Annotated in this window: 14 protein-coding genes; 5 read left to right on the top strand and 9 right to left on the bottom strand. The window is 59.5% G+C overall.

What is annotated here, in order from left to right:
* Window positions 1-91 precede the first annotated feature (91 nt).
* Window positions 92-1,048, top strand: a complete 957-nt coding sequence (locus ASD50_RS16535) for a LysR substrate-binding domain-containing protein (RefSeq protein WP_056243814.1) — start codon at window positions 92-94, stop codon at window positions 1,046-1,048.
* A gap of 20 nt (window positions 1,049-1,068) precedes the next feature.
* On the opposite strand, the gene ASD50_RS16540 is transcribed toward ASD50_RS16535, so the two are convergent.
* Entirely contained in the window at window positions 1,069-2,022 is a 954-nt protein-coding gene (locus tag ASD50_RS16540) for a DMT family transporter (RefSeq protein ID WP_082549702.1), read from the bottom strand.
* A 141-nt stretch (window positions 2,023-2,163) separates the two neighbouring features.
* Here ASD50_RS16540 and xseA point away from each other — a divergent pair, with 141 nt between their 5' ends.
* Window positions 2,164-3,738, top strand: coding sequence for an exodeoxyribonuclease VII large subunit (gene xseA / locus ASD50_RS16545; RefSeq protein WP_056243367.1), 1,575 nt, complete (start codon window positions 2,164-2,166; stop codon window positions 3,736-3,738).
* Window positions 3,739-3,754: 16 nt separating this feature from the next.
* On the opposite strand, the gene gnd is transcribed toward xseA, so the two are convergent.
* The 4 genes from gnd to ASD50_RS16565 form a co-directional block, all read right to left on the bottom strand.
* The gene (gnd, locus tag ASD50_RS16550; RefSeq protein ID WP_056243369.1) at window positions 3,755-4,753 is read right to left on the bottom strand and encodes a phosphogluconate dehydrogenase (NAD(+)-dependent, decarboxylating); all 999 of its coding nucleotides are present in this window, start codon (window positions 4,751-4,753) and stop codon (window positions 3,755-3,757) included.
* Window positions 4,754-4,880: 127 nt separating this feature from the next.
* On the bottom strand, window positions 4,881-7,190 hold the full coding sequence (locus ASD50_RS16555; protein WP_056243372.1) for a Tex family protein: 2,310 nt from the start codon (window positions 7,188-7,190) through the stop codon (window positions 4,881-4,883).
* Between the two features lie 92 nt (window positions 7,191-7,282).
* Entirely contained in the window at window positions 7,283-7,735 is a 453-nt protein-coding gene (locus tag ASD50_RS16560; protein ID WP_056243818.1) for a TspO/MBR family protein, read from the bottom strand.
* A 69-nt stretch (window positions 7,736-7,804) separates the two neighbouring features.
* Window positions 7,805-9,094: an RsmB/NOP family class I SAM-dependent RNA methyltransferase gene (locus tag ASD50_RS16565; protein WP_056243374.1), complete on the bottom strand. Its 1,290-nt coding sequence runs from the start codon at window positions 9,092-9,094 to the stop codon at window positions 7,805-7,807.
* Between the two features lie 191 nt (window positions 9,095-9,285).
* Here ASD50_RS16565 and ASD50_RS16570 point away from each other — a divergent pair, with 191 nt between their 5' ends.
* Entirely contained in the window at window positions 9,286-9,963 is a 678-nt protein-coding gene (locus tag ASD50_RS16570; RefSeq protein WP_056243376.1) for an aquaporin, read from the top strand.
* 201 nt (window positions 9,964-10,164) lie between these two features.
* Here ASD50_RS16570 and ASD50_RS23530 read toward each other — a convergent pair whose 3' ends face one another.
* Both ASD50_RS23530 and ASD50_RS16580 read right to left on the bottom strand, forming a co-directional pair.
* Window positions 10,165-10,341: a hypothetical protein gene (locus ASD50_RS23530; protein ID WP_164480447.1), complete on the bottom strand. Its 177-nt coding sequence runs from the start codon at window positions 10,339-10,341 to the stop codon at window positions 10,165-10,167.
* Between the two features lie 85 nt (window positions 10,342-10,426).
* Entirely contained in the window at window positions 10,427-10,972 is a 546-nt protein-coding gene (locus tag ASD50_RS16580) for a serine O-acetyltransferase (protein ID WP_082549717.1), read from the bottom strand.
* A gap of 395 nt (window positions 10,973-11,367) precedes the next feature.
* Here ASD50_RS16580 and ASD50_RS16585 point away from each other — a divergent pair, with 395 nt between their 5' ends.
* On the top strand, window positions 11,368-12,567 hold the full coding sequence (locus ASD50_RS16585; protein WP_162252031.1) for a tyrosine-type recombinase/integrase: 1,200 nt from the start codon (window positions 11,368-11,370) through the stop codon (window positions 12,565-12,567).
* Between the two features lie 22 nt (window positions 12,568-12,589).
* On the opposite strand, the gene ASD50_RS16590 is transcribed toward ASD50_RS16585, so the two are convergent.
* Together ASD50_RS16590 and ASD50_RS16595 are read right to left on the bottom strand one after the other, a co-directional pair.
* Entirely contained in the window at window positions 12,590-13,516 is a 927-nt protein-coding gene (locus tag ASD50_RS16590; protein ID WP_056243383.1) for an Abi family protein, read from the bottom strand.
* 246 nt (window positions 13,517-13,762) lie between these two features.
* Window positions 13,763-14,293, bottom strand: a complete 531-nt coding sequence (locus ASD50_RS16595) for a hypothetical protein (RefSeq protein WP_056243386.1) — start codon at window positions 14,291-14,293, stop codon at window positions 13,763-13,765.
* Window positions 14,294-14,437: 144 nt separating this feature from the next.
* On the opposite strand from ASD50_RS16595, the gene ASD50_RS16600 reads away from it, so the two are divergent.
* A complete protein-coding gene (locus tag ASD50_RS16600) occupies window positions 14,438-14,644 on the top strand; it encodes a hypothetical protein (protein WP_056243387.1) in 207 nt (68 codons plus the stop codon).
* The last annotated feature ends 10 nt before the right edge of the window (window positions 14,645-14,654 follow it).

Below are 14,654 nucleotides of genomic sequence, written 5' to 3' on the forward strand. Positions count from 1 at the left end.
CATGTGGACGCTATCTATTTGCCATCGGGCGATTGATTAATCCAACGAATGTTTCTAATCTTTATCATCAATCATGATGATGGGTTCGACGATGAAAGCTCCTCTTGATCTTGACCAGTTGCAGACGTTCATCTCGATTGCCGATACCGGCAGCTTCACCCGTGCGGCGGAAGAAGTGCATCGCACCCAGTCGGCGGTGTCGATGCAGATGCGCCGGCTTGAGGAGCGCATCGGCAAGCCGCTATTCGAAAAGGATGGCCGCACCAACAAACTGACCGAGGAAGGCGAGAAACTGCTCGCCTATGCGCGTCGCCTGATCTACCTCAACCGCGAAACGCTGGCCGCTTTCGACGATCGCCGCTTGGAAGGCACCATCCGCATCGGCACGCCCGACGACTACGCCGACCGCTTCCTGCCGGAGATCATGGCCCGCTTCGCCCGTTCCAACCCGCGCGTCGAGCTGACCGTCATCTGCGAGCCGACGCCGGGGCTGGTAGAACACATCAGGCGAGGTAATCTCGACATCGCGCTCGTCACTCACAACGACGCCCGCGGCCAGTCGGAAGTGGTTCGGCGCGAGCCGCTTTTGTGGGTCAGCTCTGTCAACCATGCCACCCATGAGCAGGAAGTGCTGCCGATGGCTTTCGGCCGCCCGAACTGCATCTGGCGCCGAGCCGCCTGCGACGTGCTCGATGGCATGAACCGCGACTACCGCATCCTGTTCACCAGTTTTTCGGCTACCGTCATCACGGCGGCCGTACTGTCCGGGTTAGCGATTTCGGTGCTGCCGGAATGCGCCCTGCGGCCCGGCATGCGGGTGCTGAGTGAAGCGGACGGGTTCGGTACGCTGCCCGATTGCCGCATCGGCATCATGCGCGGCCAGACCGACCAGCCGGAGATCGTCGATGCGCTAGCCCGTCATATTGCCGAAAGCCTCGACAACATTTCCGTGCCATCGGGAGAAGAAACGGGCAGCTTCGATTTTGCCTCACTTGCCTTCACCCGCATCAAGCGGACGCGTCCGAACCAGGTTCTCCCCGGCTGGTAAGGCTGAGCAAGTTCCTTACGTTACGGCTTGCAGGTGCGGATCACCAGCACATTGCCGATGGCAACGAATACGAGGCCGGCAAGGGCGTAGGCACTCCAGTGGTAGTCTTCCAGTACGGTGGAGACCAGTAGCGCGAAGATGGGAAACATAACCGTCGCATAGCCGGCTCGTGCCGGACCGATGCGCGCAAGCAGTGTGAGATAGGCCGAGAAGGCAATCACTGTCGAGATTACGGCCAGGAACAGCAGCGAGGCGATGTAGGATACCGTCGGCTCGATGATGAATGGCCGGCCCAGCAGTAAGGCAAGCAGCGTCGACCAAAGTGTGCCGTAGACCATGCCCCAGGCACTCATCGGAATGAGCGGCAGGCCTTTGCGCAGGCCGGCAGCGGATATCTGGTTGCCGATGCAGAAGCAAAGCGTCCCGGCAACGCACAGCAAAAGTCCGACCATCGTGTTGCCCGACAGGCCGTGCGCTGCGATTTCCGGGGAAAACATCAACGCGATGCCGCAAAATCCGAGGATGCCGCCTGCCAGAACGCGCGGCGATGGCCGTTCGCGCAGCGCAATCGCTGCCAGCATGATGTTGACCACCGAGGCCAAGGAAAACACCACCGACAAAAGTCCGCTGACCAGATAGCCGGCGCCATAGTAGAAAAACAGGAAATTGGACGAGAACAACAATATGCCGAGTGCCGCGAAGCGAACGTGGTCGCGCAGCGGAAAGCGGATGCGACGCCCCGAAAAAACCACCCAGGCAATCATCAGCACCGTGGCGATGGCGAAGCGCCAGACAAGATTGACCTCGTTCGGTACCGTGCCGACCTGCAACCTGATGGCAAACCACGATACGCTCCAGGCAATCACGGTCAGTACGTAAAGGCCGTAGTCACGCGGTTCGAAGGACCGCTCGCCTGCATTTTGCACGGGGCTGGTCGGGATCGGTGTGTCTATCGATTGCGACTGGATTGTCATGCGAAATGCTCCTTGGCGGCGAAGCGGTAGGCCTGAGCGGAGCGGGCGTCCATCATATTCTTTTCATCGATCGATTGAGCGAAACGATGGGTGGCAACCGGAAGTCTTGACCATCGCGGCCAAACGCGCCCCTATCTCCTCATGAGCGAAGCGGCCACCGAATCACGCACCAACGCCACCGAATACACGGTGAGCGAAATCTCCGGCGCGCTGAAACGCACGGTCGAGGATGTCTTCGGCAATGTGCGCGTGCGTGGCGAGATTTCCGGCTATCGCGGGCCGCATTCCTCCGGCCATGCCTATTTCGCCCTTAAGGACGACCGCGCCAAGCTGGACGCCGTGGTCTGGAAAGGCACGATGAGCCGCCTGAAGTTCCGTCCCGAAGAGGGGATGGAAGTGATCGCCACCGGCAAGCTCACCACCTATCCCGGCAAGTCGAACTACCAGATCGTCATCGACAATCTGGAGCCGGCGGGTGCGGGGGCCTTGATGGCGTTGCTGGAGGAGCGCAAGCGCCGCCTGCAGGCCGAAGGCTTGTTCGACCCCGCGCGCAAGCAGCTTCTGCCCTATATGCCCGGCGTCATCGGTGTTATCACGTCACCCACCGGCGCGGTCATCCGCGATATCCTGCACCGCATCAAGGATCGTTTTCCCTTGCATGTCATCGTCTGGCCGGTGCGTGTGCAGGGCGAAACGGCGGGAGCCGAAGTCGCCGCGGCTGTCGAGGGTTTTAACGCGCTCCCTTTCGACGGTCCGATCCGCCAGCCTGATCTGCTGATTGTGGCGCGGGGCGGCGGCAGCCTCGAAGACCTCTGGGGATTCAACGACGAGGCCCTGTCGCGCGCTGTTGCCGCCTCGCATATCCCGGTCATCTCCGCAGTTGGCCACGAGACCGACTGGACGCTGGTCGACTATGCCGCCGATGTGCGCGCGCCGACGCCGACGGGCGCTGCCGAAATCGCCGTTCCGGTCAAGTTTGAGCTGGAAGCGACCTTGGCGGCGCTTGCCTCTCGGCTGCGAACCTCCATGTCGCGCTGCCTCGACCGCGACCGTAGCGCAGTACGCGCCGCCGCCCGCGCACTGCCGTCACCCGACCAGTTGCTGGCTCTGCCGCGCAGGCGCTTCGATGAGGCAGAAAACCGTCTCGGCCGGGCACTGGAAGTCGGCGTCGAGCGCAAGCGCGCACGGCTTTCCGCGCTCAGGCTGTCACCGGCAACGCTGGCTCGGCGTGTCAATGAGGCGCGCACTCTGGTTGGACGCGATCTTGCCCGCTTGCAGGCCGCGTTCTTGTCGACGGTGCGTGAGCGCCGCGCCCGCTTTGTCCGCACGGCGGCACGGCTGACACTAGACCCGATTGCCCGGCGCCAAAAACAGCAGGCCGATGCGCTTATGAGCATCTCGCGGCGAGGCGATCAGGCGATGTCCGTTCGCCTCGACCGGCTGCGGGCACGGCTGACGCAGGCCGACCGCTTGCTTGCCACCCTCAAACTGTCAGAACAGGCGATCCTCGAGCGCGGCTATGCGCTTGTGCTTGATGATACAGGTATGCTGGTCAAGCGCGCGGCAGAGGTAAAATCTGGACAAGTTCTCGAACTGCGCTTTGCCGACGGCAGCACTCACGCAACTGCCACGAGCGCCGCCTCGCCCGACCCGTCACCCAAGCCAAAACCCGCTGCCAAACCGAAGCAAACTAGCGGGCAAGGTTTTCTGTTCTAGTGCTGTCCGTGCCCGCTCAAGCCTTCGGTTTCTCGACATGGCCGCCGAAAGCGTAGCGCATCGCCGACAGCATCTTGTCGGCGAATTCCGAATGGCCTTGCGAGGAAAAGCGGTCGAATAGGGCCGATGACAGCACCGGTGCGGGCACGCCCATGTCGATGGCTGCCCTCAGCGTCCAGCGGCCTTCGCCGGAATCCGATACTCGTCCGCCGAATTGCGAAAGTTGCGGATCGGCCTTGAGCGCGCCAGCCGTCAGGTCAAGCAGCCAGGAGTTGATCACGCTGCCGTGTCGCCACACTTCGGCAACCTCGGCGATATCTATGTCGAATTGGTAGTATTGCGGCTCGGATAGCGGCGTCGTCTCCGCATCGGCGGCGCGTTCTTGTTTGCCGGCATTGGCCGCCTTCAAGATGTTGAACCCCTCGGAATAGGCTGCCATCATCCCGTATTCGATGCCGTTATGCACCATCTTTACGAAATGGCCGGCCCCGCTCGGTCCGCAGTGCAAATAGCCGCGCGGGGCGGTTCCCGTTTCCTTTGAGCCTGCCGTGCCACCCGGTGCAAGTGCGGCGAAGATTGGATCGAGTTGGCGCACCGCTTCGTCCGGCCCGCCGATCATCAGGCAATAGCCGCGTTCCAGCCCCCACACGCCGCCGCTGGTGCCGACATCGACAAAGTTGAGGCCCTTGGCCGACAGTTTCGCGGCGATATCGATCGCATCGCGATAATTGGAGTTGCCGCCGTCGATGACCGTGTCGCCGGCCTTCATCAGGTTGGCAAGCTGGTCGACGATCTTGCCGGTGATAGCTGCCGGAAGCATCAGCCAGACATGGCGCGGTGCGGCAAGCTTATTGACGAACTCCTCCATCGAGGTGGTGCCGACAGCGCCTTCCTTGACCAGTGCTGCAACGCTATCGGGATTGATGTCGTAGGCCACGCAGTCATGGCCGCTCTTCATCAGACGCCGCACCATATTGGCGCCCATCCTGCCCAAACCCATCATTCCGATCTGCATGATCTGTCCTGCCTGTTTGATGAGGCGCGAAAAGGCTGCGGGAGAAAGCCGTGCGCCATTGGGAAACAGCCTAAGCTATCGCTCACGCCGATTTCGGCAATGGGAAATCGGCAGTCATCGCCTATCCCTATTTGCGTTTCATGGCCTCGGCTAGCGCGGCTCCGAAAGCGCCTTGCGAATTCTGTGGCGCAACCGCCGGCCGTGGCTTGTCATGGCCTCGCGCCGGCCCGCGTGACTGCGCATCGCCGCCGCGCCACTCAGGCGGCGCGCCGCCGTCCTTGCGCATCGAAAGGCCGATGCGCTTGCGCTTGATGTCGACCTCGACCACGCGCACCTTGACCACGTCGCCGGCCTTCACGACCTCATGCGCATCCTTGATGAAGCGGTCGGCCAGTTGCGACACATGCACCAGCCCGTCCTGATGCACGCCGATATCCACGAACGCGCCGAAGGCCGCGACATTGGTGACGGTGCCTTCCAGCAGCATTCCGGGCTTCAGGTCCTTGATGTCGTCGACGCCCTCGGCAAAGGTCGCCGTCTTGAAGCCAGGTCGCGGGTCGCGGCCGGGCTTTTCCAGTTCGCCGATGATATCGCGCACCGTCGGCAGGCCGAACTTCGCATCGACGAAAACGCGCGGGTCGAGCGCCTTCAGCGCAGCGCCGTCGCCCATCAGCGCGCGCACGTCGCGGCCGCAAGCGGCGACGATCTTCTTGGCCACATCATAGGCTTCCGGATGTACCGCCGAGGCGTCGAGCGGTTCGGCCCCGTCGCGGATACGCAGGAAGCCGGCGCTCTGCTCGAAGGCGCGCGGCCCCAGCCGCGACACCTTGAGCAGTTCCCGCCGTGTGGCGAACGGTCCGTTTAAGTCGCGGTGCGAAACAATTGCCTCGGCCAGCGACGGACCAAGGCCCGACACGCGCGCCAGCAGCGGCGCCGACGCGGTGTTGAGATCGACGCCGACGGCGTTCACTGCATCCTCCACCACCGCCTCCAGCGCCCGGCCAAGCCGGTACTGGTCGACGTCGTGCTGGTATTGGCCGACCCCGATCGACTTCGGTTCGATCTTGACCAGTTCGGCCAACGGGTCCTGCAGCCGGCGCGCAATCGAAACCGCTCCGCGCAGAGACACGTCGAGGTCAGGGAACTCTGTGGCAGCGGTTTGGGAGGCCGAATAGACCGAGGCGCCGGCTTCGCTGACGATCACCTTGGTCGGCTTGGGTGCCGGCATGTCTGACAGCATCTCCGCCACCAGCTTTTCGGTCTCGCGGCTGCCGGTGCCGTTGCCGATGGCGATCAGTTCGACACCATGCTTGCGCACGAGGCTGGCAAGCTCGGCCTGGGTGCCGCGCACGTCGTTCTTCGGCGGGAAGGGATAGACGGTGGTCGTGGCCACCAGCTTGCCGGTGCCGTCCACCACCGCGACCTTGACGCCGGTGCGGATGCCGGGATCGAGCCCCATCGTGGCGCGCGACCCGGCGGGTGCCGCCAAAAGCAGGTCCTTCAGATTGCGCCCGAACACCTGGATGGCGCCGTCCTCGGCCCGTTCGCGCAGGTCGCGCATCAGGTCGAGTGAGAGATGCAGCGACAGCTTGATGCGCCAGGTCCAGCCTGCCACCTCCGTCAGCCATTGGTCGCCCGGCAACTGCCGCCCGATGGCATAAGCCTCGGCAACCATCCGTTCCACCGGCTTGATGGCGGAAGTGTCGTCGGCGTCAACCTCGATGTCGAGCGACAGCACCTCCTCGTTGCGGCCGCGCAGCATAGCCAGTGCCCGGTGACTGGGCGCCGTCGCCCAGCGCTCGACATGGTCGAAATAGTCGGAGAACTTGGCGCCTTGCTCCTGCTTGCCGTCGATGACGCGCGCATGCAGCATGGCCCGTTCCTGCATGTAGCTGCGTAATCTGCCGACCAGGTCGGCATTTTCCGCGAACTGTTCGGCCAGGATATCGCGCGCGCCTTCAAGCGCTGCCTTCACGTCCGGGATATCATCGGTCAGATAAGCGGCGGCAAGATCCACCGGGACCGCCGCGCGGTCGGCAAGGATCGCCTCGGCCAGCGGCCCCAGCCCGCGCTCGCGGGCGATCTCGGCCTTGGTGCGGCGCTTGGGTTTGTAGGGCAGGTAGATGTCTTCGAGTTCCGCCTTGGTCGTCGCCGCCGCGAGCTTGGCTTCCAGCTCCTCGGTCAGCTTGCCCTGCTCCCGGATCGAGGACAGGATGGTATCGCGCCGTGCGTCGAGTTCGCGCAGATAGGCCATTCGCTCCGACAACAGGCGCAACTGCGTATCGTCCAGCCCGCCGGTGACTTCCTTGCGGTAGCGCGCCACGAACGGCACCGTCGCGCCCTCATCCAGCAGGCCGATCGCTGCGGCTGCCTGTTCGGGCCGGGCATTGATCTCGGCCGAAATAAGGATCGCGAGACGCTTGATGTCGGTGTTCATGCGGACTCCCTAGTATCGATCGGGCCGGGAACATAGGCATCTTCGCCATCCGCCGCCAGCTTGGGTTTTCCACAGGCTCGGCTCGCAGCGGTTCAGTTCAAAAGTACGATTGACGCATTGAGCAGCGTGGCAAAGGCGACCCACAACGCGTAAGGCACGAACAGTCCTGCCGCCAGCTGGTCGCTGTGATAAGTGCGGCTGATGAACAGGACGGTGGTGGCCAAAAGCGCAATGATGATCAAAAGCGCCTGTAGTGGCATCTGCGCGCCGAAGAATACCGGCGACCACGCGAAATTGAGGGCGAGTTGCGCTACCCAGAGCTTCATCGCCGTGCCGCGTGTATCGTGCTCCCAGATGCGCCAGCCAGCGATTGCGATGACCACATAGAGCACCGTCCAGACGGGGCCGAATACCCAGTTTGGCGGATTGAATGCCGGCTTTGCAAGCGATGCGTACCATCCGCCGGGCAGCGTAACAAAGCCGATCGCCAGCCCACCGCCGACCACGACGACAAGAAAAACCGCTAAAGTCAAATAGCTTCTCAACGGCACCCTCGCGAAAATGAACTTCAATCGCAAACTATCTGGGGTGCCGTCGCGGGGCGTCAACCGCGATCAGGCAGCGCGCCGCAAGGCGCAGAAATAGAAGCCGTCGGTGCCGCTTGACGCGGGTGAGAGCGAAATGCCGCCATTGTCGCCAAAACGGGCGGACGAACCCTGCGCCGGAAAGCGGGTGGTCCAAAGTTCACGATGATCGACGGGGGCAAATGCGCCGCTTCGCTTCAGGAAAGCCGCTACCTGCCCGCCATTTTCGTCATCGAACACCGAACATGTCACGTAGGCGAGCAGGCCGCCCCGCTTTACATATGCGGCGGCTCTGTCGAGGATTACGGCCTGTTCGGCCTTGCGGGCGTCGAGTTGGCGTTGCGTAAGCCGCCATTTGGCATCCGGCCGCCGCCGCCAAGTTCCGCTTCCGGTGCAGGGCGCATCGACCAGCACGAGGTCCATATGACTTTCCAGCGGCGTAAGCTCTGCTTGCTTCGAAACCACCTGGATATTATGGCTGCCCGCGCGCCGGATGCGATCGAAAATCGGCGCAAGCCGAACCTTTTCCGCATCATGGGCGAACACCTGGCCGTGATTGTCCATCGTCGCGGACAAGGCTAGCGACTTGCCGCCGGCCCCCGCGCAATAGTCCAGGACCTGCATGCCGACCGTGGCCCCGGTCAGTTCCGAAACGAGTTGCGAGCCTTCGTCCTGCACCTCGAACCAGCCCTTCTGGAACGCCGGTTCGGCCTGGACGTTCGGATGCCTGCCGCTGCCTTCGATCGGGGCGATACGGATGCCGTTGGAGGCGATTTCGGTTGCGCGCGCCCCGGTTTCCGCAAGTTCAGCCAGCACCTTGGCGCGGTCGGCTTTCAGTGTGTTAACGCGCAGGTCCAGCGGCGGTCTGGCTGCAAGCGCTGCGCCCTCCCGCGCCCAGTCCTGGCCGAAGGAAGCCTGGATTAGAGGAACAGACCAGTCCGGACAATCGGCGCGCACTTCCTGCGGCGCCTCGGTCGCAATTCTTTCGGAAATCGTCTGCAGCTCCGTCTCGTCGAGCAGAGCTGGCGCGAACTTGTCGCCATCAAGCGCCTGACTGAGCGATTGAGCCGTCTCGCCCCACTCCAGCAAAAGCGCGCCGAAGGCAACCGCGCGTGGCGTATCAGCATCGAGCAGCCATCCTGCCGAGCGACGCCGCCTCAGCGCATCGTAGACGATGTTGCCGATTGCGGCGCGGTCGCCGCCGCCGGCGAAACGGTGCGACAGGCCCCAGTCCTTCAACGCTTCCGCCGCGGGCCTATGGCGCCGACCAATATCTTCCAGCACTTCAATGGCTGCTGCGAGCCGTCCGCCCATTCGCATTTTCGATGTCCGCACTAAAGGTAACTTCACGCCGCTCTAAAACGGCAAGGCCCGCTGCACAACCCACTCGCTGACCAACGGCAAATCGCCAATACAAACCCCGCTTCCAAACCAGTGGCCTTGTGACTACCCTTCGCTTGTGATTCGCAGGCGGGACCCAGACGGATCGGGACAATCACGAGGAGAGGGCAATGAAGACTTTTCTTGCAGAAGTACTTGGTACGTTTCTTTTGGTGTTCATCGGCACGGGCGCCGTCGTTACCGGCGGTTTTGGCGGTGCGCTGCCTATTGGTCAGGAAGGCATCGGCCTTGCCTTCGGCATCGGCCTGATCGCCGCTGCCTATGCGATCGGACCCATTTCCGGTGCGCATCTTAACCCGGCAGTGACACTCGGCGTCTTCCTCGCCGGGCGCATGCCGGCCAAAGACGTCATTCCTTACTGGATCGCACAGGTGATCGGCGGTCTGCTCGCGCCGCTGGCACTATGGGTCATCGTCGCCGGCAAGGTCGGCGGCCATACCACCGGCTTTGCGCCGAACGGCTGGGATCCGGCTGCCTATGGCGTCTCATCGGCCTTTCTGACGGAGGTCATAGCCACGTTCACCTTCGTGATCGTCATCCTTGGCGTCACCAGCGCCAAGCACACTACGGCCTTTGCCGGCCTCGTCATCGGCCTGACGCTGGCAGCACTCCACTTCGCCTTCATTCCGGTTTCGGGCAACTCGCTCAACCCGGCGCGTTCGATTGGCCCGGCGCTGTTCACCGGCGGCGCGGCAATCAGTCAGCTCTGGCTCTACATCGTCGCTCCAATGATCGGCGGCGCCATTGCTGGCATAATCGCCAAGACCAATGTGTTCGAGAAGGATTGATCGAACAGGCCGAAATGGAAAAGGGCCCCTCGGGGCCCTTTTTGTTGCCGCCGGCGTAAAAATGCGCTGCAATCATTCGGATGGCTTACCGCGCCTGAGACACCCGGTCATTGGCATGTCTTCTTCCTGAACCAGTCCCTCTTTTCAGGAAACATGCGTCGGGAAAGCGAAACTGCGCCAGCGCTGACTTGGTTTCGGTCGTTAGCGGACGGAGCCGGTCATGGTGGAATCGACACCGTTTGCGCGCGGCGTCCGTTCGGTTCCGGCAAAGGTGGCAAGAATGGCGAGCGCCACGACGACCGGAATGAACAACGCGGCGATACGGGCCTGAAGGCCGATGATCGCCCGCCAGTCGCTGCGTTTCTTGGAATCTGCCACGTCGGTACTCGCTCGTTGCGTGCCCCCACGCACCGCCGCATCAATTAGCAACTTGAAGTTAAGTGACTGTTACCGGCTGGGAGGTTCAACTTTCGGGCGGCCATGCCCTTTTTATGAAGCGGTTGAATGTTTGTTTCGAAATCGGCTTTGCAGGGGTTCCGGCAACCGTGGTGTATGGCTCGACGTTTTTCACCACCACAGATCCCGCCCCGACAATAGCGAAATCACCGATCTCTACATCTTCGACGATGCAGCAGCCAGGCCCAATGTACACATTGTTCCCAATCTTGGCGGGCGTGTTTTTCCCCGATCCGATTGTCGTAAACTGACTTAGATTGCAGTTATCGCCGATAATGGTGAAGGGGTGAACGACGATGCTCATTTGGTGCCCGAGGTAAAGCCCGTATCCAATCTTCGTTCCCGGTGGGATTTGAATTCCGGATTTCTTGGAAAGACGCTCACGGGCTATCCTTGCAAGCAACCTGATAAAAGGATTTTTACTCGAACACAGGCGGAACCGCAGGCAATACCTGAAAGATCTGTTCCTTAGAAAATTCTTAGCGAATGCTTTTACGGACGTATTGCCAGCATAACGATAGAGATCGCTTTTTATATAAGTCCCGATGCTCATCATTTGATCCAAGGTGCCGCTTGACCATCTGTGCGCCCAATTTTGAGAATATCCAATATAATGCTCCGTAAGGCTCCTGTATAATGCCGTTCGGAATCAGCGCCGACATTCTTCCGGCTACCTATTCGGGCAGATGGAAGTGGTCTGACATATTCCCCCAGACTTCCCTTCCGATGTCAAAGATGGAAATGGTGCCGCTTGCGTGACTCGAACACGCGACCCCATCATTACGAATTTTATCATTCGGCGTTTCCAGAACTTTTCTCGTCTTTTCTTGTATCGGATTATCTGCGCTATTTCAATGGGTTGTCCCTTTCTCATGTTTACCACCACTTGACGACATAGGCTGCGATTTGCTTTCAGTTGGTTCCGCCGTGGTTCCGCGGAACTTGATGATGGGGTCGATTGTGCCGAAGATTACCAAGCGCATTGTGGATGCTTTCCAGCCGGACGGGACGGCTGAGCGCTTCTTGTGGGATAGCGAACTGAAGGGCTTCGGCGTTCGCATGATGCCAAGCGGCGTCGGTTCCTACATCGTCAAATACCGCACCGCCGAAAACCGCCAACGCAAGATGACGATTGGCCGGATCGGCACTATGACGACAGAAGAGGCGCGGCAACTCGCGCGAGAGCATCTGACCAGCGCCAGCAAGGGCGGTGATCCTTCCTCGGAGCGCAAGCAGCTTCGAAAGAACGCTACGTTGTCAGAGGTGTGTGTTGACTACATGGCCGAAGCCAAGACGCGCCTGAAGCCGAACAGCTACCTTTCGAACGAAAGCAACATCAACGTGCATATTCTTCCGCTGCTCGGCAATCGATCAGTCGCCAGCATCACGCGGGCGGACGTGACGAGAATGCAAACGGACATCATGTCCGGTAAGACGGCGAAAAACCGGAAGGGCCGGGGCGGTCGAACCACTGGTGGCTCGTCGGCGGCGCACCGCGCGACCGTAATGCTGGGCTCAATCCTTGAACACGCAAGGGTGAATGGAGCCATAACCGAGAATGTCGCCTTCGGGGTGCGCAAGCCAAAGACGAAAAAGCAAAAGCGCTACCTCAACGACGAGGAAATCAAGAAGCTCAGCAAGGCCATTCGGGATTCGAATACGGAAAGTCCTGCCGCGAAAGCGGCTATCCGGTTCCTGCTGCTTTCAGGCTGCCGGCGCATGGAAGTCCTGTCCCTGCCGGTCAAATGGATCGACCGCGACAACGGCTGCATCCGGTTTGATGATACGAAGACGGGTGCGCAAATCCGCCCGATTGGAAAGAGCGCCTTTGTGGTGCTGGATGACGTCAAGCCGAAACACGGTTGGGCGTTTCCTTCAGAACATGGCGAGGGTCATTTCGTCGGCCTGCCCAAGGTCCTACAGCGGCTTTGCAAGGCGGCGAAGCTGGAAGGTGTTACCATCCATGTCCTGCGCCACACGTTCGCGTCGGTCGCCGCTGGGATGGGTTATTCAGAATTGACGATTGCGGGACTACTCGGGCACTCGGTGCCGGGTGTCACGGCTCGATATGCGCACGTCGCAGATAGCGCGCTTGTGTCGGCGGCTGATGCAGTGTCAGCCAAGATCGCTGGAATGATGGGGGAATAGATCGTCTTTCACCATCTCAATTCTAAAGAGAGTCCCCCCAAGCAGGAAGAGAACGCCAATTTAGAGGAAACCCCATGTTTCCGAGCGGTATCTCAGGGTGTTCGTCTAGGAGCTTTCCCAGACGTTCCGCCCAAGAATTATCGGGCGCAATCTTTCCCAACATAATTTGAAGAACGACCAACGCAGCATATATCTTGCTGTTTCCATTGAAGCTTGTCTTGTGCTTGTTGGCTATGACGGGTTTGATTGTGAGCGTCTTGTTCCACACTCGCGAGTGGTGCGCGCACAAATTCCGAATGTACGAAATCGAATGCAGCCAAGAACTGAGGATTTCGTGCGTAACCCGGTACGGCAAGCAAATCTCAGTAGTTTCGGATTTGTACAACCCCTCGAAGAGTCTAGATATCGTTCCAAATGAAATTGATTCAAAAATCATCCATGAAGGCGGCATTTCAGGGTCGTAGTAATTATCATAGTAGTGCCGAATAAAGATATCTTGGCGGCTCATTCTCTCTGCTGTGGAAGCATCATGCCCGATCTGGCGTCTGATTTCGTGAATGAGGCCGGCGTGGTCGAAGAGCGGCTCAAACAGGCTAGATTCTCGGTACCAATGTGGACTGTGTTTCAGTGCGATCGCGTTGGACAGCGATGCTCTGACGGACACTTCAACGCGCTCGATCGCGTCCAGGATAAGTAGCCGAAGCTTGCGATCAAAAATGTACCGATCGAGAATAGTTTCAAAACGAACACCCTCAATGAAGTGGTGCCTGTCTAAGCCGGTGCCCCCATTTTGGAACGGCAAAGAGTACCCGACGAGCCTGTAATATCCTATATTTTCAATGCGATGCTTCGCCGTTGCGATATCTTCAACGATCAGGCCCCTCGCGATCATTTTTTGGAGTTGATCGTCAATTGAGAGCGCGGGCTTGGCAAACTTCTTCTTTATCATCAAAGCCTTAAATACGAAAAACCCGCCCAGAGGCGCTTCCAAGGAGAGGCGGGGCGGGTGTTATTAACACCGATATAGGGGTCTGTGGAATCATTTGTAAAGGGCTTTATGTGCGGACGGACTCACTTTTTGTTTTATGTCAAGCCTATGGTCAACATCTGGTATATTTTTGACATTGGGGCACAATGCATCTTTTCAGATGCCTGCCGACATGCCGCCTCCGGGCGGCTTTTTTTGTGCGCGCGATTAGTCGCTGCTGTCCTCTTCCTTCACGGCAATGCGCCGGCCTGCACTCTCGGCCATAATCCTAAGAAATCTCTCGATTGCATCCATCCATTTTTCTTTGTCGTCCTTGACGTTATCCAGATGCGTTCGAATTTCTTTCGAAAGCGCAATCATCTCGTCGACATCTTTATTGCTAGATAGAACAGAAGTCTCAATAACCAGTGACGACAGGTAACTCGAAACAAACAATTGGAACTGTAGGGAATCTTGATAATGCTTCATGAGAAGAGAGAATAGTTCGTTAAACTTCTCTGGGTCCCTACGTATTTCTCCGAACTTATTTTGTAGCTGAATCATTTCACGAGTGCGAGATCGTATCTCCACGTTCATTTCGGGAAGCCGGCGATTAAAAATTAAGCCCAATTGGCAAAGCCTGCGGATCGCCTCCGCTCGAGACCGCATCCGATTCTTGAACATCCAATCGTCAAGTTCCTCCGCCTCGCTTGGCGACATCATCATCTGAAACTTGAGCGTCTTTTTATCGACTGCCATGCCGGTCCCTTTCGTTTACCCAAACAGGGCTTATCCCCGTTTGTACGTCAATAGACGGAAGTTCCGTCACTTTCTATCTTGACCACACCAAAACTCGGAGTATGGTTTCCCCGTTACTAACGGAAGTGACGGAGGTTTTTACTCGTGAAAGAAGGGCTGACCGAAAAAGTCCAGATCATGGTCGCGCCAAGACTAATCGAGCAAATCGACGACTGGCGGTTCGCCAACCGCGTGTCGTCTCGCTCCCGCGCAATGCGGAAGTTGCTCACCATGGCACTAGGGAATGAAGAAGCAAAAGGCCCGGCAGAGGCGGCAACCTCTCCGAGCCATGTCACCCACCAACCCGGCTAAGGGAAAGGAA

Source organism: Mesorhizobium sp. Root552 (genome assembly GCF_001427285.1).
GTDB lineage: Bacteria > Pseudomonadota > Alphaproteobacteria > Rhizobiales > Rhizobiaceae > Mesorhizobium.